Annotated in this window: 12 protein-coding genes; 5 read left to right on the top strand and 7 right to left on the bottom strand. The window is 65.0% G+C overall.

Annotation, left to right across the window (positions count from 1 at the left end; translation table 11 throughout):
* Positions 1 to 13: 13 nt before the first annotated feature.
* The 6 genes from H2LOC_RS19205 to H2LOC_RS19180 form a co-directional block, all read right to left on the bottom strand.
* The gene (locus tag H2LOC_RS19205) at positions 14 to 2,167 is read right to left on the bottom strand and encodes a hypothetical protein (protein ID WP_136497135.1); all 2,154 of its coding nucleotides are present in this window, start codon (positions 2,165 to 2,167) and stop codon (positions 14 to 16) included.
* The gene (locus H2LOC_RS19200) at positions 2,152 to 3,369 is read right to left on the bottom strand and encodes a family 8 glycosyl hydrolase (RefSeq protein WP_246206901.1); all 1,218 of its coding nucleotides are present in this window, start codon (positions 3,367 to 3,369) and stop codon (positions 2,152 to 2,154) included. The genes H2LOC_RS19205 and H2LOC_RS19200 overlap by 16 nt, the downstream gene beginning before the upstream one ends.
* Positions 3,366 to 6,161: a cellulose biosynthesis cyclic di-GMP-binding regulatory protein BcsB gene (locus H2LOC_RS19195; protein WP_136497136.1), complete on the bottom strand. Its 2,796-nt coding sequence runs from the start codon at positions 6,159 to 6,161 to the stop codon at positions 3,366 to 3,368. Before H2LOC_RS19195 ends, H2LOC_RS19200 begins: the two co-directional genes overlap by 4 nt.
* On the bottom strand, positions 6,158 to 8,455 hold the full coding sequence (gene bcsA, locus H2LOC_RS19190; RefSeq protein ID WP_136497137.1) for a UDP-forming cellulose synthase catalytic subunit: 2,298 nt from the start codon (positions 8,453 to 8,455) through the stop codon (positions 6,158 to 6,160). The genes H2LOC_RS19195 and bcsA overlap by 4 nt, the downstream gene beginning before the upstream one ends.
* A gap of 117 nt (positions 8,456 to 8,572) precedes the next feature.
* Positions 8,573 to 9,319: a cellulose biosynthesis protein BcsS gene (gene bcsS / locus H2LOC_RS19185; protein WP_136497138.1), complete on the bottom strand. Its 747-nt coding sequence runs from the start codon at positions 9,317 to 9,319 to the stop codon at positions 8,573 to 8,575.
* 178 nt (positions 9,320 to 9,497) lie between these two features.
* A complete protein-coding gene (locus H2LOC_RS19180; RefSeq protein WP_136497139.1) occupies positions 9,498 to 10,304 on the bottom strand; it encodes an alpha/beta hydrolase in 807 nt (268 codons plus the stop codon).
* Positions 10,305 to 10,595: 291 nt separating this feature from the next.
* Here H2LOC_RS19180 and H2LOC_RS19175 point away from each other — a divergent pair, with 291 nt between their 5' ends.
* From H2LOC_RS19175 to H2LOC_RS19155, 5 genes are all read left to right on the top strand, one after another.
* Positions 10,596 to 11,807: a glycosyltransferase family 4 protein gene (locus tag H2LOC_RS19175; RefSeq protein WP_136497140.1), complete on the top strand. Its 1,212-nt coding sequence runs from the start codon at positions 10,596 to 10,598 to the stop codon at positions 11,805 to 11,807.
* A 134-nt stretch (positions 11,808 to 11,941) separates the two neighbouring features.
* Positions 11,942 to 12,394, top strand: a complete 453-nt coding sequence (locus H2LOC_RS19170; protein ID WP_136497141.1) for a DUF2147 domain-containing protein — start codon at positions 11,942 to 11,944, stop codon at positions 12,392 to 12,394.
* Between the two features lie 157 nt (positions 12,395 to 12,551).
* Entirely contained in the window at positions 12,552 to 14,399 is a 1,848-nt protein-coding gene (locus H2LOC_RS19165; protein WP_136497142.1) for a cation:proton antiporter domain-containing protein, read from the top strand.
* Between the two features lie 220 nt (positions 14,400 to 14,619).
* Complete coding sequence (locus H2LOC_RS19160; RefSeq protein ID WP_136497143.1) at positions 14,620 to 15,468, top strand: cell envelope integrity EipB family protein; 849 nt, start codon at positions 14,620 to 14,622, stop codon at positions 15,466 to 15,468.
* A gap of 128 nt (positions 15,469 to 15,596) precedes the next feature.
* The gene (locus tag H2LOC_RS19155) at positions 15,597 to 16,448 is read left to right on the top strand and encodes an extensin-like domain-containing protein (protein WP_136497144.1); all 852 of its coding nucleotides are present in this window, start codon (positions 15,597 to 15,599) and stop codon (positions 16,446 to 16,448) included.
* Between the two features lie 126 nt (positions 16,449 to 16,574).
* Here H2LOC_RS19155 and H2LOC_RS19150 read toward each other — a convergent pair whose 3' ends face one another.
* Positions 16,575 to 16,802 (bottom strand): GDCCVxC domain-containing (seleno)protein, encoded by a 228-nt coding sequence (locus H2LOC_RS19150; RefSeq protein WP_136497145.1) that lies wholly within the window; start codon positions 16,800 to 16,802, stop codon positions 16,575 to 16,577.
* Between the last annotated feature and the right edge of the window lie 23 nt (positions 16,803 to 16,825).

Raw genomic sequence — 16,825 nt, 5'->3', positions numbered from 1 at the left:
CGGGAATTTCATGTCACCGGCTCACAGGTTGAGGATATTGGCCGTAGGCCGCCGGCCGCGGGGCGGTCGGCCGGGTGGCGGCGGCCCGGGCGGGAGCGCCCGGGAACTGCGGCGAGGCGAGCGGGGCCCCGACCGAGCCGTAATAGTTCGGCGTCGCATCGAGCGAGGCGGCTCCGGAATGGGCGGGATCGGCCTCCTGATTGGCCCATTGCGTGCCCGCAGGCGCGATCTGCATGGAAGCGGGCGGCCAGCTCGCGGCTTCCTGCCCGTTCCAGGCGGGAAGCAGGCTGAAGCCGTATCGTTCGTAAGGCATGGCCCCGACGCCGGGCACGCGGCGCGCGACCAGAGGCATCGACGCGCGGCCCGGGTCCGGCCTCAAGCTGGGGTCGAGTCCCGGCAATGTCTGGCGACCGGCTCCGTTCTGCAAAGGCAGCGGAAGGAACCTCAGCGGGTTGTCAGAAATGACCGCGACAGGGAATTTGCCCTTCAGGTTTCGCAGGATGCGCGCTGCCTCGAGCTCGTCCACGGCCGCCTGCGACGCGGGGTCGGAACTGTTTTTCTGGTCGCGCGTCGGCGAAGAATAGGCGCTGGGATCGTAATTGGGCGCGGCGCCCGGAATCATCGCCGGGCCGGGAGAGACATAACCCAGCGCCCGGACGGCGGGGCCATGAAGCTGGGCCGCGTTCTTGCCGTCGCAGGGAGACGGCGGATGATAGTAATTGTCCGGGAACAGCAGCTCGATCACCTTGGCGTCGAGGCCGTCATAGCGGTTGGCGATTTCGTAGAACGGCTTTTCCTGCTTCAGGCGACGCAACGCCAGCGCATAGCCGTAGACGGTCGCGTCCTTGGGCAGCCAGGCCGCCGCGCGCTCGAACCAGAACAGCGCGATATCGAACTGGCAGCTGTTGAAAGCGTACCAGCCGAGGGCCTGCGCCCCTTCGCCCGAGGCCATCTCCATCGTCGCCCGGGCGTAGCGGGCGAGGCGATCCGACTCGATGAACGGCGGCGTCTCTCTGGTGAGATCGCGCTCGAGAAGATCGACGAACAGGATGCCGTTGTTCACCAGGGGCGTGCGCCAGGCGTAGGCGACTTCCTCGGCCTCGCGCATTTTACCGAGCGCGCGCAGAGTGTGCGCCAGCCCATGCGCGATCATGGCGTCGCCGCCGTTCTCGATCGCGGCTTTGAACCACTCCAGGGCGTTGCGGAAGTCGCGGCGCTTGTAATCGTACCACGCGACGAGACCGAGCTGATCGGACTCCCTGCTCTCCCTGGCGTAGTTTTCGAAAGAGGCGACATCGGCGGCAGGAGGCTCTTCGGCGCGCTCGTCGTGCAGATAGGCGGCGATGCGTCCCCGGGTGATGTCGGTCATGAGGGACTGATACTGCGATGAGCCGTCGGCTCCGGGCGGCAGCGTCGCCAGCAGCGTCTCGACATCCGCCATGCGCAGGACGCCCATCGCCTTCTGCAAGGTGGCGATGAGGATCTGCTGGTCCTTGCTGGACATCAGAATGGCCTTGAACAAAGCCACCGCTTCGTTCGTCTGCTTGGTCCGCGCCAGGGCTTCGGCGATCATCCACTCGATGTCGACGTCCTGATCGGTCGCGTTCAAGCCGTCGGTCTTGACGAATTCGACGAGATCCTGCCACCGGCCTTCCTGCGTCAAGGAGGCGATGCGCCCGCGCATCTCCTTGCGCCGCACCTTCAGCATCAGATCGCTGGACGGCTTCCATCCCGCGTTTTCGCTTTCGAGAGACGCGATCGTCTTGCGCAGCTCGTCGAGCTTGTTCGCAGTGTACAATGTCCACAAGGGCGTCTCGTCGACATCGCCTTCGGTCTGTTTCGAGTAGAGATCCGCGGGCGGCTCATAGCCCGGATAAAGCCGCTGCAAACGGGAAATCTCGGCGTTCACGCGGTTCGTCTGGTTCAAGGACGCGTAATAGCGCAACGCGTAATCGTCGGGTCCCGGCGCCTCTTCGCCGATCACCGGCTTGTGGGCGGGCTCGCTCGCCGCCGGCTCGCCGCGATGTTGCTGCGCCGGATTTTTGCCGAGCTGGCCCGGAAGGCCGGATTCGGCGGCCGCCGCAGCCAGACCCACTCCCGGGGTCAAAGCCGCCGCAACGAGGAGGGCGATAAATGCGCCGTCGCGCGGTTTTATTTTCGCAGGCACGACGGGTACCTCATCTGCATTGCGACCAGAGCGAGCATATGCAAAGTCGCAGGGTAATAGTTTTCGTCGGAGTGGCTGGCGAGCAGCTGCGGCGGCGCCTTCGAGCCCTCGAAGGCGCAGGCGGTGAGGGCTCCGATGGCGCCGATCCCCGTCTCGCCGAAGGAGCCGATGTCTTTTCCGGTAGCGACGTCGACGATCGACAGAGCCCCGCGCGTGCGCACGACCAGCGCCATGAAAGGAGCGTATTGCTCGCGCTCGCCGATGCCCGCCCAGGCCAGGTAAAGCGGCACGCGCACCGCATTGTACGAGAACTGCGGAGGGAAACCCTGCGCCGGCGCATATTTCCAGTCCTTGAGGGACATCCAGTCCGGCGGCAGCGCCTGCGGCGTGGTCCGCGTCATGTCGAGCAGGTCGAGCCCTGTCTGGGTGAGACCGACCCAATCGACCTCGGGCGCGACGAGGGGAAGCCGCGCGAAAGCGGGAAACACGTAATAGGACAGATTGACGATCGGCCCGTCGGCCCGATCGTCGGCGTGAAAGCCCGAGACGGCCGGCAACAGGATCGCGCCGATCTTGGTCTTGAACAGCACGACCTTGCGCGCGACTTCCACCGCGATGCGGCGGGCCGCCGTCCGATAGGAGAGATCGCCCCACAATTCCGCGGCTTCGGCCAACGCCCAGGCGACGAGTATATCCCCGTCGGACGCATTGTTGAGGTCGGCGACGCCGGGTCTCTTGCGCGGCTCCCAGCGCCAGGCGATCAGTTCGTCGTCGCGGACCATCAGATTGGCGCGGGTCCAACCCCACAGACGCTCGAACATCGTGCGGTCGTTGGCGGCGACCGCGAGCAGCATGGCGTAGCCCTGCCCTTCGCTGTGGCTGATGTCGTTGTTGCCGGTGTCGACGACGCGGCCCTCATTGGTGATGAAATGCGACTTGTAGGCCTGCCACAAGGCCGGGGCGCGCAAAGTTCCACCGAGCGGAAGCGCACGAGAATCGAGCGCAAGCTTCGGCTCGGGCTTGGGCTCCGCCGGGGCCTGAGGCGCCGCCCCCTGCTGCGGGGCGGCCGGCGTCTGCGCCGGCTGCGGCGCAGCCTTGGTCTGCGGATCTTGCTGAGCCCGCGGAGGCGTCTGCGCGCGCGCCTGCATCGCCGCCAATGACAGAGCCGCGCCGAGCATGAGGATGGAGAGCGCGAGCCTCAATCCGTTTTCCTCCCCACATTGCGGACGAAGATGCGGGTCGACAGCGCCAGAACGGCCGAGATGGAGAGCGCGCTGAGCACATAGACGAGAGCGTGCAGGGACAGCCAGCCGGCCGCGATCAGCCTTATATTGCCGATCGACGGAGGCTGGGTCGCCACGAAGCGGGGCGTTTCCGTGTAAGCCACATTCATGCGCGCCTGCAGAATATCGAGCGTGGACAGGCGCCCTGCGATCTGCCGCGATACGCGCGGATCGACCAGGCAACTCACCGCTTCGGAAAGATAGTCGGCGTTGGGGCCGGTCACCACGGTCCACACATCCTCGCTGCTGTCGCCGAGGATATTTTGCGCAAGGGCCAGCAGAACGTCGGCCGTGACGAGTCTTTCCTCGGTTTCGCTCTGCTCCAGACCCTTGCGCATCCAGCTCCCGGCGTCGGTGAATTTGGAAACGCCCCACTCTCTCGCGCGCATGAACCAAGCGCGCACGACGTTTGAAACCGATTTGTCGGCGTGCATCTTGGCGTCCCATTCCTCGAACAGGTCGCGGGATTGGGGGGCGGCGCCGGGGTCGTCCTTGGACTCCAGAGTGGCGGCCGAGGCCAGATCCAGCACGCTCGCCACCGAGTTGAAATCGATGTCGGCGAAACGCACGCGCCCGCCGATGGCGCGTTTTGCTTCGCGGCTGGAGGGAACGTGGCACGCCATCGGGAAATTGGCCTGCAGAAGCTCGCGGTTGCGAGCCGCCGCTTCGCGCGGCGTGAGGATTTCATTGTCCCGATGGACCTGCGCGGGCGCGTTGATCTTGGTTTTCCACACCTCCCGCAGATCGCTGATCGGCATCAAGAGCTGGCGCATGATGGAAGGATCGAGCGACTCGAACGGGCCCACTGCGAGCGTCGGCCCCTGACCCTTGCCCGGCGGCGTGGTCGTGACTTCGAAATTGAGCGGCGATCCCGCCACCACGCCGAGATGGGCGGCCACCGTCAGCGCCGCGCCTATCGATTTCTCGTCGAAGCTCGGAAGGTAGAGCTTCGGCTTCCGCGCCGCTCCGGCGTAAGGGAAGCCGCCGGTCGCCGTCACCGCGAGATCGGGCATGCGGCCGACCCGCGCGATGGCGGGAATCCGGATTTCGGTCTGGTCGAGGAACAGGAAGCGGTTGCTCGCGTTGATCGTCGCCAGGGGATCGCAGCTCTCGTCGCTTTTCGTCGGCACCTGCGCTTCGATTTCGATCCGGTTCAACCCGGGCCGCAGGAATCCGAGCGGCAGCGGCAAAGGGTTGTCCCTGAAGACGTCGCCCGAGGATTTGAGCAGACCAAGGCTGACCGCGGTCCTGTCGTTGATCTTCATCATCAGCTGCGCGCGCGACGTAAGTCCCGGCGCATAGCCGCCCGCGACGCTCACCGACGCCCGGCCGTAATCGGCGGGATAGAAGTCCGAGGGCATGACGATGTTGAACGCCACACGGAACAGCCGGCCGGAGAACTCCTCGCTCACGAGGCCGAGATCCCGCAGCTTCACCCGCTGGCCGCCCTCGACGCGATAGCCGGGGAACGCGGCGGCGGCGCGAATTCCCGCGGGCGCGCCTTTGAGCGTCTTGCCGACGATGAAGAGCTTGAGCGCGTCGTCGACCTGGGCGGGAGTGGCGCCCGTGATGACGATGGTCGTGCGCCGATCCGCCGTCGCCGGCAGCACGACGGCGCGCGGCCGATCGATATAGCTGAGAACATTCGGCCCCAGCACGTCCACCACCTCACGGCCGACGCCGACCACGAGATTGACGCCATAACGGCCGCCCGCCGGAGCGCCGGCGTCGATCACAGGCTGCTCGAACCTTCCGATGATCGAGATGAGCTGCGCCGCACGCGAGACGCGCGCCACATTGGCGGGTTGCGGGTTGCGAGGAAGCACGGCGCGGATGGGCAGAGCCCCCTGCTCGTCCGGCAACAGGGCGCCGAGATCGGCGAGGTTGTCGATGCTCGCGTCGGCCTCGCTCAGAATCAGTCCGGTCTGCGTCGGATCGATCTGGGTCCAGAGCTCGTAAGTGGCTTCGATGGAGCAATCGACGCGATGTCTCTGGTCCGTCGAAATCCGGATCGAGTTGAATCCGGGCCGCAACAAATTCTGCGGAATGTCGAACACCACGGTCTTGACCGCGGCGACCGCGCGGATGGGGGTTTCGCCGACGATCTCGTCGTTGATCATCAGCGTCATCGTCGACGCTTCGGGCATCACGGACACCGCCGCGATGTAGCCGATCTGGAACTGGAGCTTTCTTCTCGCCTGGGCGTCGGTCACATACATCGGCCATTCCGAGGCGCCGATTTCCCCCGCGAGACGAAATCCCTGCACATTGTTGGTCAAATGCCGCAGCACCGTGCCGGCGCCCAGCGCAGAAGACACGGAGGCGGCGCGAGACGCGCTCGAATCCGCCAGCGGAGCGGCGGGCGCCGCCGGGGAGCGCTGCGCCGGCGCAGACGACGCCGGAGGGCCCGGGATTTGCGACGGCGAGGCCCTGGTCGGCGCTGGCGCGGCGGCGGACGGCTTTGCAGCGGGCTGAAGCTGGGTGACGCGCTCGGGCTGATATTGAGGCTCTGGCCTGGCCGTCCCTGGATAGACGAAAGGCGCGAACGTCGGCGCCCTCGCCGCAGGCGCGCTTTCCTTGATCCGCACTTTTGCGACATCGGAAGGCGCGGTCAGGAAGACCTGGGCCTCGGCAGAAGGTCCGCCCGCGCATAGAGCGCAAAGCAGCGCAGCCGAGACGACGAGAACCGGGATGGAGGGAAACAGCTTCATGCGGATTTCGAGCTCGCTCCCGCCTTTTGCGGTTGGGCCTTGTGCTCGGCGGAAGGCGGTCCGTCGTTCGCTTTGGCCGCGAGTCTGTGCAGCCAGATCGTCGAGGGCTCCGGCGTCGGCGCCGGCTCCTCGATCGAAGGCGACGCAGAGAAGCGCTTGAAGAGATAGGCGACCGCGCGGAACGGCTCGACGATCCCCCACCAGATGAATTGCCCCGTGCCCGCCCAGATGCTCTTGTGCTTGCGCCGGCTTTCCAGAAATTTCGGCAGGGCGTCGGAATCGCCGTACATGAGATCGGCGAGAACGAAATATTCATGCGGGTGCATGGTGTCGAACTCGCAGGCGTAAAGCTTGCGGTCGCCCTCGTCGCTGCGCAGCAGAATCAGCGGCAGAGAACCGTCTCCGGTCATGTCGCCGATAGCATCGACGATGAGCCGCGCATTGGTCGCGTCTCCCTCCAGCAACGCCGACGGAAGATCGCCTTCGACATGGAATGCGCAGCCGCCCGCGGATACGTTGACTATCTTGCAACGCGCGAGTTCGCCGTTGACCGCGAGAAGGCCGGTGCGGTTGATCGTGAGGCGCGGATGGCGGTCGGGCTGCTTGCGCTCCGACACCGCGCCGAGACCCACGCCCGCCATGAGCATGCTGAAAGTGTTCCACAGTCCGACGATCAGCATCAGATTGCCGGTGCCGGGCTCGAAAATATAGCGATAGGCCGCCACCACGGTCCCGGTCAGCAGCAAGCCGTACATCGCGAAAAACGGCCAGGCGAGTTCGGAGAGATGGTCGTTCTCCAGCGTGAGGCCCTTCGCAGTGACGTTGAAGGTCGGCTTGCGAGGATTGAGCACCACGGAAACGATCGCTTTGGAAAGGAACACGCCCTGGCAATATTCATAGAGCTCCGACACCCAGGGCCAGCGCACCACGCCGAAGAGATAGTTCTGCAGCATCACGTTGACGATCATGTAGGTCAACGTATAGGCGATCGCCTCGTCCACGTTCGACACGAAGATCTTCACGTCGAAGAGGATGTAGCTGAGCGGAGCCAGCATGAAGACGAGGCGGGGAAACGGAAACCACCAGAACGTCATGCTGGAGAGATAGCCGAGTTTCTGGATCGGCCTGAGACCCTTCTTGAACAAAGGGTTCTTGAGAATCATGATCTGCAGCATGCCCTGGCACCAGCGCACGCGCTGCCCGATGAAGGACGAGAATGTTTCCGGCTGCAGGCCTGCGATCAGCGGCTTGTCGACGAAGACGCTATGGTAGCCGCGGGCATGGAGCTCGAACGCGGTCTCGCAATCCTCCGTGATCGTCACGCCGGAAAATCCGCCGGTTTCGGCCAGGGCCGAACGCCTCAGCAGCGCGGCGGAGCCGCAGAAGAAAGAGGCGTCCCATTTGTCGAGGCCGCGTTGCGTCAGCGAATAGAACATCTCGTTCTCTGACGGCATTCGATTGAAGGTGCGGAGATTTTTTTCGATCGGATCGGGATTGAGAAAGACGTGAGGCGTCTGCACGAGAAAGAGTTTGGGGTCCTCGAGAAAATACCCGACCGTCTCCTGCAGAAAAGCCCGGAACGGCGCATGGTCGGCGTCGAAAACGAGAACGATGTCGCCCTTGGCGTGGGCGAGCGCGGCGTTCATATTGCCTGCCTTGGCGTGCTCGTTGCGCGCTCGGGTCTGGTAGATCACCCCCATCTGCTTGCACAGGGCCTGCAGCGAGGCGCGCCGTTGCCGCGCGGCTTCGGCCTTGATCGGATCCTTATCGTTGCATTTCTGATCCGTGCCGCCGTCGTCGAGGAGCCATACGTTCAACTTGTCTTTGGGATAATCCATCGAACGCGCGGCCGCGACGGTGGTCGCAAGGATATATTCGTCCTCGTTGTAGGTGGGCACGAATACGTCGACCACCGGCAGCACATCGTCGGGCAGCCGCTTTTGAGGCTTGCGCTTGACTGGATCGGCGTTGACGATGAGGCTGACGACGAGAATGACGACGCAGTACAGCTCGGCGGCCAGCAGCATCGATCCGAGCGTGAGGCCGACGGGATCGGAGGCCGGAGGCAGCGTATAGCTGACGCGCCAGTAGACGTAGCGGATTATGCTGAAGCTTGCGAGCGCGAGAAAGAGCTGGCGGGCGAGCTTGCCGCGGCCGATCATCCACACCACGATCAGCGCTGCGATTACGGTGACGCTCAGGGACAGCTGCGCCTGTACGCTGACGGGCTGGGTCAGCAGCAGGATGGCCGCTGCGCCCGACGCTATCCACAAGAACGCACGCAACCCGAACATACACTACCTCATACGAGACTACGCAAATGTACGCAGGAGTTTTAAAGGGTGCGTTAACAATGGAAAGTCGCGACTTCCGTATTAAGCGAACGCGCTCCTGACCCCGCGTCGCGAGCTTCAGAAAGCGACACGGGACTCGAGGATTCCATATGCGCCGGGGCCGCGGACGTAATCGAAGAGATAGCCGCCCGAGACGCCGAGCTGCACCATCCCGAATTTGAAGCCGGACAGATGCCCGCCGACGCGCCACTGATGGAAGAAGTTGTCGCCGAGGGCCAGGAACTCGGGACCGGCGTAGACCTGATTGACGATGGCGAGACCGAGCTTGAGGCGGCCGTAATATGCGTTGTGGACCGTCTCGAAGGCGCCTACGCCGGAGACCATCGTCGCCTCGGTCGGAGTCGCGTAGAAGTCGAGGCCGACTTTCACGCCGACCCAGGTTCCCTTGACCGTGTTGTTGGGATCGTTGGGATTGATGCCGTTATAGGATATCTCGGGACCGACATAGCCGCCGATGGTCAGCTGCCGGCTCACGAATTCATAGCCCACCGCGAAGGAGCCCTGCGCCAGCGCACCGTTGATCAGGCCGTAGTCGGTGGAAGTGTAATTATATTTGCCGCCCAGAGCGGCGATGCGCAGGCGAAAGCCGGATTCGTCCATCGGCGTAAATGGCGCGATGGTGCCGATCATCGCGACGGCGAGACCGTTCTGGGAGGTGATGTCGACGGCCGTGTCTATGGCGACGGTCGGCGCGGTGCGCTGGGTCACGGCGTCGCCGGGCGCTCCGGTATACCAATCCACGGCGGGCGCGGGCGCCGTGGTCGCCAGGACAATCGCGGATGAAATCGCGAGACAAACGCGCATCTGTCGGTTCCGTCGCTTCTTTCGCCCGCCCGGGACGAGGGGGCGTCATCGAGCGGGAGCGCGACGAAGGCGCTTCCGCTCGATAGCAAACATGGCGAACGGCTGTTAACGACATCCTGCGGGAAATGGTTAGCAATTTGGTGTGCCTAACAAAGGCTAAATCATTTCAATTTGTAATTTAAAACGAGAACAGGATCGCGGCCAGCTGATCGAGATCCTGCGGCCGCGACAGCCTGTGGTCGCCCCCCGGGACGAGGGACACGGTCACGGGATCCGCCACAAGGCGCTCCGCGAGACCCAGCGCATGTCGCCAGGGAACGTCCTCGTCGCACATGCCCTGAAGGATGTGAACCGGAGCATGGGACCGCACCGGTCCGCCGAGCAGCAGATGCGCGCGACCGTCCTCGATCAGGCGCCGCGTAATGGGAATGGGACAAGGCGAATAGGGAGACGGCCGCGGATAAACCCCCTCCTCCATGATCTGGCGGCGTGCGGCCTCCGGCAGCGACGGCCACAGCAACGCCTCGGTAAAATCCACTGCGGGGGCCAGAAGCGCCAGCGCGCGCAGACGCCCCGCCTGCCCCAGCGCCTCGAGACGCTTCGCCAGCAACAGGGCGATCCAGGCGCCCATCGAAGTCCCGACCACGATCTGCGGCCCCTCCGTGGAGGCGCAAAACAAAGCGAGACTCTGCTCCAGCCAATCCCCGATCGCCCCATCCTCGAAACGGGCGCCCTCGCTGTCGAAGGCGGATTCCCCGTGTCCGGAATAATCGAAACGCAGAAAGGAGCGGCCTTGCGCCGCAGCCTGCGCGTCTACGAAGCTGGCCTTGGAGCCGTTCATGTCGGAAGCGAACCCGCCGAGCCATACGACGCCCGGCGCATTTTTGCCTTCCTTGCGCGCCATACGCAGTCGCCTTGCGATGCGCCAGGGCGGCCCCTCCTTACGCGGCACTTCAATGTAGTCCGGGCGATCGCCGGGGGCCATGCGCGCCTGTCTCCTGCCGACTCGAGCCAAAACCCGCTTATATCAGAAGGGGAAAGAAACGCGCGAACCGGTTTGCGCTCCTGTTCGCTTCGCCGAGGAAACCGGCGGCGGCCGCTCGGGGTGAAAATTCGAATTGATCATAATTAGTTAAAGACCGCGTAAGAGAATGCGACTGCGGCAGGAGTTCAGGCGCCTTTGCGGAAACCGCGCGAGAGAGCGCATTCTCATCGCGAGAACAGGTCTGCTTTTGGGAAAAAACGCTCCAGAGTTCATCGCCAGCGAAAAGGCGTGATGTTGAAGTTTCGCGACAGCCCCGCACGCAATTCTCCCGACCGGCTCCTCGCCGGGCGCACGGTCATGCAGATTATCCCGGATCTGAATTCGGGAGGCGCGGAGCGGAGCGCCATCGAGATAGCCGAGGCGCTCGCGCAGGCGGGCGCGCGCAGCCTGGTCGCCTCGCGAGGCGGTCGGATGGTGAGCGAATTGCAGAGCAAGGGCGGCCTGTGGCTGCCCTTTCCCGCCGCGACCAAGAATCCCTTATCCATGTTCCTGAATTCGGTCCGTCTCGCGCGGCTGCTCAGCGAGGAGGGCGTCGCCATCCTCCATGCGCGCTCGCGGGCGCCGGCATGGACCGCCTATTACGCAGCGCGCCGGGCGGGGGCGCGGTTCGTCACCACCTATCACAGCGCCTATTCGGGCTCCTCGCCGATCAAGCTGCGCTACAACTCCATCATGGCCTCGGGCGACATCGTCATCGCCAATTCCGAATTCATCGCGCGCCGCATAGCCGAGCTGCACCCGGAGGCCAAACACCGCATCGCGGTCGTGCCGCGGGGGGTCGACCTGCGCCAATTCTCCCCGGACGCGGTCGAGCCCGAGCGGGTCGAGAAGCTTCGCATCGAATGGGGCGTGGAGCCGCACCACCGCGTGTTGTTGCTGCCGGCCCGGCTGACCGCGCGCAAGGGACATTTTCTCCTCATCGAGGCGGCGAGGAAGCTGGTGGCCAAGGGGCTGGCGGATATCCGCTTCGTTTTCGCCGGCGACGCCCGCAGCGAAGCCTTCAAACGGGATATCCTCCAGCGCATAGAACGCCTGGGCCTTTCCAATTACGTGCGCGCGCCCGGCCATTGCGCCGACATGCCCGCCGCCTATCTCGCCGCAGCCGTGGTCGTCGCCCCCTCGATCGAGCCGGAGGCCTTCGGCCGGGTGGCGGTCGAGGCCCAGGCCATGGGCGTTCCGGTGATCGTTTCGGACATCGGCGCCGCAGCCGAGGTCGTGCTCGCGCCGCCCGAGGCCTCCTTGCCGAACGCGACCGGGCGGCGCGTTCCCGCCAATGACGCGGAAGCTCTGGCGGAGGCGATCGAGGAAACTCTCGGTCTCAAGGCTTCGGAGCGCGAGGCGCTGTCGTTCCGGGCGCGCGCCTTCGTCACCGAGCGATATTCGATCGAGCGGATGCGCCAGGCGACCATGGGCCTGTACGAAAGGCTGCTCGAGGGCGATTAGCGCTTTTTGCGAACGCAATCAGGCGCGCGCCGCGATGCGCTCGAGGCGCCGCTTTATGATCCCCGCGCCGTCGAAGAATCGACACGATGCGGGCGGAGCATCCCGGCGATGGTCAATGGCCGGGAGTTCTCGCCATGAAACATTCGCAACGTCTGATGTTCTCTTTCGCCGTGCTCGCCGGCGCTCTGGCCCTTGGCGGTCAGGTTCGGGCGGCCGAAAACCTGGACCCGCATGGAATCTGGCTGCGCCCCGAGGGAGGCGTGCGCTTCAGCTTTTACGATTGCGGGAATTTGCTTTGCGCCAAGGTGGTGGGCGCGGACAGGGTCGAAGACCGCTCCGGCATCGGCGCCGTGATCCTTCAAGGCGCGAAGAAAGTCGCCGCCAACGAATGGAAGGGCAAGCTCTACAACGCCGACGACGGCAAGACCTACGACGGAACAATCACGGTGAAATCGGGCGGCGAGCTCACGGTCAAGGGCTGCCTGATGGGCATTCTGTGCGGCGGCGAAACCTGGAAGCGCGTCGGACCGCCGGCTGTCGCCGCAGCCTCGCCGAAGCCGCATGCCGTCGCCGAATCCGCCCAGTGAGCGCTCGCCGGGCGCCGGGGCGCCTCTCCTCGCCGGGCCGCCGGGCGGCGCCGGAGGGGAGAGGTTTTTGTTTTTTACCTGCTTTGATTTGAAAAAATAAGGCTCGCCGCGTTTATCCTGCTGATCGAATCAACTCGTCCTCTCAGGGAAATGCGGAATGGCCGGATCGTTTCAGTGGTGGGCCTATCGCGAGGCGCTTATCTTTCTGGCCACCGCCAGCGTCATCGTCCCGCTCTTTCATCGCCTGCGCATCAGCCCGGTGATCGGCTTTCTTCTCGCCGGAGCCGTGCTCGGCCCGGTCGGCCTCGGCCGTTTCGCCAAGGACTATGAATTTATCGGCTATGTGACGATCTTCGACATCGAACAGGTCTCACGGCTCGCCGAATTCGGCCTCGTGTTCCTGCTCTTCATGATCGGCCTCGAATTGTCGTGGGAGCGCCTCGTGCGCATGCGCCGGCTGGTGTTCGGCCTCGGCCTCGCCCAGATGCTGACGTCCACCGCCATTCTGGCCGCGATCGGCTCGTTCTGGTTCAAGCTGGCGCTTGCGCCGGCGATCCTGATGGGCGCGGCGCTGGCGATGTCGTCGACGGCGATCGTGGTGCCGGTGCTGGCCGAGAACCGCCAGCTCGGCAAGGCCTCGGGACGCGCGGCCTTCTCGGTCTTGCTGCTGCAGGATCTCTGCGTCGCGCCGCTGCTCTTTTTCGTGTCGGTCCTTTCCGACGCCAAGGCCGGGCTTTCCGGCCTCGGCATCGCCGAAACCTTCCTGCCGGCTCTCGCCGGCCTCGTCGCCCTCATCCTCGGCGGCCGGCTGCTGCTGAGGCCGCTGTTCAGGCTGGTCGCCGCCGCGCAATCGACCGAACTGTTCATGGCCGCCTGCCTGCTCGTGATCGTGGGCTCGGGGGTCGTGAGCGCCGCCTCGGGCTTTTCGATGGGGCTCGGGGCCTTCATCGCCGGCCTGCTGCTGGCGGAAACGGAATTCCGCCGCGAGATAGAAGTCACGATCGAGCCCTTCAAAGGGCTGCTGCTTGGGCTCTTTTTCGTCTCCATAGGCGCCGGGCTGGATCTCAGCGCCGTGCTCGAAGATCCCGCAGCGATCCTGCTGCACGCCGGCGGGCTCGTTCTCGTCAAGGGCGCGGCGATATTCGCGCTGGCGCGCCTGTTCAAGCTGACCGCCCCGGTATCGGCGCAGGTCTCGGCGCTGCTGGCGCCGGGCGGCGAGTTCGCCTTCGTGCTCCTCACCTCGGCGATCGACGCCGGAGTCCTTCCCGGCAAACATGGCGCAGACGCCATGATCGTCGTCACCCTCACCATGTTCGCCATTCCGTGGTTGGGAAAGCTGGCCCAGCGCTATTGCGCCCAGAAATCGGAGGCGGCGCAGCAGGCGGAATATGCGCATCTCGCTCCCGAAGGCGAGATCGCCAGCGGCCGGGTCGTGGTGGTCGGCTATGGCCGGGTCGGCGCTCTGGTCGGCGATCTGCTGCGACGCCATGAGGTGCCCTATGTCGCCATCGACGATACGGTCGACAATGTGGCCGCCCGCCGCGCTGAAGGCGTCGATATCTACTGGGGCAGCGCGGCGCGGCGCGAGCTCCTCGAGGCCTGCGGCGTCGGCCAGGCGCGGGCGGTCGTGGTCACCGTCCAGAAACCGGACGCCGCCGAGGAAATCGTGCGCATGGCGCATGAGGCCCGCTCCGACATGGTCATCGTCGCGAGGGCTCGGGACGAGCATCACGCCACCCGCCTTTATGAGGCGGGAGCCAGCGACGCCATCCCCGAGACGATCGAAGCCAGCATGCAGCTCGCCGAGACCGTGCTGGTCGACATCGGCGTTCCGATGGGCTTCGTCATCGCCTCTATCCACGAAAAGCGCGACGAATACCGCAAGCTCCTCAAGCCGAAGGAAGAGGCCGCTCTCAAAAGGCACGTCGCGCGCGCCGCCGTGCGCAGCCGCCTCATGGCGCGCCGCCGGCTGGGCGCAAGGGATTCCGGCGCCGAGACCGAATGAATCCGGCGTCGGCCGGGGCCGGGATGCCGGGCTCGACCGTTTCCCGGCTGATGAACCTAATTTCGTCCAGTTTGCGGGCCATTGAAGCCGACGTGCGCTTTCCGCACGCATATCCGCCGGTCCTGCCTCACGCGTCGCAGATCCGGCGTCCGCGGCGAGCGAGAAATTCAAGCCAGGTCGATCGGCTGGAGCGCATCGCGCTCCGACAGGGAATCCGCACATGCTTCGCAAAGGCGTAATCTGCGCTCTTCTTCTCGGCCCGGCGGCTCTCCTCGCCGGATCTGCGCATTCCGCCGGCTCGGACAGGGCCGGTTCGCCGCCGCCCCTGACGGCCTATCGCGCGGTTTACAATCTCTCGCTGGCGCGCTCCGGCGAGGGCGGAACGCTGGCCTCGGTGCGCGGGCGCATAGCCTTCGATTTTTCCGGCACCGCCTGCGACGGCTATGTGGAAAACTTCCAGCAGGTCACGGAGCTGCAGCCCGCCGAAGGGCCTTTGAGGCTGTCCGATCTGCGCTCCCGGACCTTCGAAGGCGGCGACGGCAAGGATTTCCGCTTCGAGATCGAATCCCGACTGGACAACGAGCCGATGGAGAAGCTGGGCGGCAAGGCCAATAAATCAGCCGGCGTCGCGCTCGCGATCGACCTTGCGAAGCCCGCGCCCAGGCGCGCCGAGCTTCCGGGAGAAGCGCTGTTTCCCGCCGAGCACCTGCGCAAGATCCTGAGAGCCGCCCTGGCGCAGGAAAAGATCGTCGAAGCCCGGGTCTATGACGGCTCCGACGACGGCTTCAGGCTGCTCGACACCACGACGATCATCGGCAAGCCTGTGATCGGCGCCGTGGCCGAAAAGGCGGCGCAGATCGAATCCCTGAGCAAGATGCGCCGGTGGCCGGTGTCGATTTCCTATTTCGACGTCAAAGGCAAGGACGCGCCGCCTCTCTATGTGATGTCCTTCGATCTCTATGAGAACGGCGTTTCCCGGGCGCTGAACCTCGACTATGGCGATTTCTCCCTGGCCGGAGAAATGACCGAATTGTCTCTGCTGCCGACGCCCGCAGGCTGCGACCGGTAGCTCCGCCGGCTTGGCGCGATTTTCCCTGCGCTCGGACGACTTCCGCTCGAGAGGAAAGCGCGCGGATTTCTCGCCATTAACTAAAATTTTCGACTTTGCATTAACCGGCGCAAAGCATTCTCGCCTTCATGGCAAGTCGCGTATCGCCCTCGCTCCATCTTCTGGCTCCAGCTCTGCTGGCGACGGCGCTGGCGAGCTGCTCCCTGCCGACGAGGCCCCAGCGGCCGGCGTGGCGAACCCAGGCCGAAAACGCCTGCATCGCCCAGCAGCGGGTCCAGCCCTCCGCCTATGTCCAGATCGCCCAGGAAGTCGACGGTCCCGGCATCTGCGGCCTGACCAAGCCGTTCAGGGTGACAGCCCTGCAGGACGGCGCCGTGACCTTCAACGCCAGAGCCACGCTAGATTGCTCCATGGTCGCAGAACTCGAGCAATGGCTGGCCGACGTCGTGCAGCCGGCGGCCCAGGCCCGCTTCGGCATGAATGTGGTTCAGATCAATTCGATGGGCTCCTACGCCTGCCGCGGCATGAACAACCAGCGCGGCGCGCCGCTCTCCGAACATTCCTTCGGCAATGCGCTGGATATCGGCGGCTTCGTGCTCGCGGACGGGCGCCAGATTTCGATCGTGCGGGACTGGACCCATGGCGACGATCTCACCCGCGCCTTTCTGATGGATGTCCACGGCGGGTCCTGCGACCGTTTCTCCACCGTGCTGTCGCCCGGCTCGAATCCGTTCCACTACAATCATATTCACGTCGACCTCGCGATGCACGGCCGCAGCGGAAAGCATATCTGCAAGCCGGTCCCGCATGAGATCGTGGTCCAGCCGCCGCCTCTGATCACCAAGGGCCCCGCCCCGGGCGAGGAGGAAGACAGCGACACCGGCGAAGGCCCGCCGCGCGCGGCCTTTGAAGGCGGCAGGGAAACCGGCCTCGGCGCATTGGCGGAGCCGCCGCTTCCCCCGCGACGCGACGGGGGATAGGGCGAATTTTATCACCCCTTTCGGAAGGCGATTTTTTTTGGCGGCGACAATCCCGTGGCGGGCGCGCAGCAATGGCCTGAAAGCCTCCAATAACTCTGCGGCCAAGCCGGCGGGCTGGTTCGAGAGCTATTCCCCGCAGCAGGATGCGGGACGAAATTCGCGATCGCGCGCTTCCTGAACCGGCGGGCAAGGCGCATCGCCGTAGGAGCAGAAGACGCAGCAGTCCCCCGCGAGAGGCTTCAGAAGCGCGCCGCAATTTTTGCATTCGTAAACGACCCGGCATGCGTCGGTCGGCATGGCCTCGATCGATTGACGAGCGTAGCTTGGGCAGGTGATCGTGGAAACAAGTTGCATCGGGCGCCTCCGGACGGCTTATC

Source organism: Methylocystis heyeri (genome assembly GCF_004802635.2).
GTDB lineage: Bacteria > Pseudomonadota > Alphaproteobacteria > Rhizobiales > Beijerinckiaceae > Methylocystis > Methylocystis heyeri.
Note: the sequence above shows the minus strand (reverse complement) of the source record. Positions and strands in the feature narration are given on the sequence as shown.

Coding starts and splice junctions, on each gene's coding strand:
- H2LOC_RS19195 (WP_136497136.1), bottom strand. CDS start 6,161: ATGAAGCTGTTTCCCTCCATCCCGGTTCTCGTCGTCTCGGCTGCGCTG.
- H2LOC_RS19160 (WP_136497143.1), top strand. CDS start 14,620: ATGCTTCGCAAAGGCGTAATCTGCGCTCTTCTTCTCGGCCCGGCGGCT.
- H2LOC_RS19150 (WP_136497145.1), bottom strand. CDS start 16,802: ATGCAACTTGTTTCCACGATCACCTGCCCAAGCTACGCTCGTCAATCG.
- bcsA (WP_136497137.1), bottom strand. CDS start 8,455: ATGTTCGGGTTGCGTGCGTTCTTGTGGATAGCGTCGGGCGCAGCGGCC.
- H2LOC_RS19155 (WP_136497144.1), top strand. CDS start 15,597: ATGGCAAGTCGCGTATCGCCCTCGCTCCATCTTCTGGCTCCAGCTCTG.
- H2LOC_RS19180 (WP_136497139.1), bottom strand. CDS start 10,304: ATGGCCCCCGGCGATCGCCCGGACTACATTGAAGTGCCGCGTAAGGAG.
- H2LOC_RS19170 (WP_136497141.1), top strand. CDS start 11,942: ATGAAACATTCGCAACGTCTGATGTTCTCTTTCGCCGTGCTCGCCGGC.
- H2LOC_RS19165 (WP_136497142.1), top strand. CDS start 12,552: ATGGCCGGATCGTTTCAGTGGTGGGCCTATCGCGAGGCGCTTATCTTT.
- bcsS (WP_136497138.1), bottom strand. CDS start 9,319: ATGCGCGTTTGTCTCGCGATTTCATCCGCGATTGTCCTGGCGACCACG.
- H2LOC_RS19175 (WP_136497140.1), top strand. CDS start 10,596: ATGTTGAAGTTTCGCGACAGCCCCGCACGCAATTCTCCCGACCGGCTC.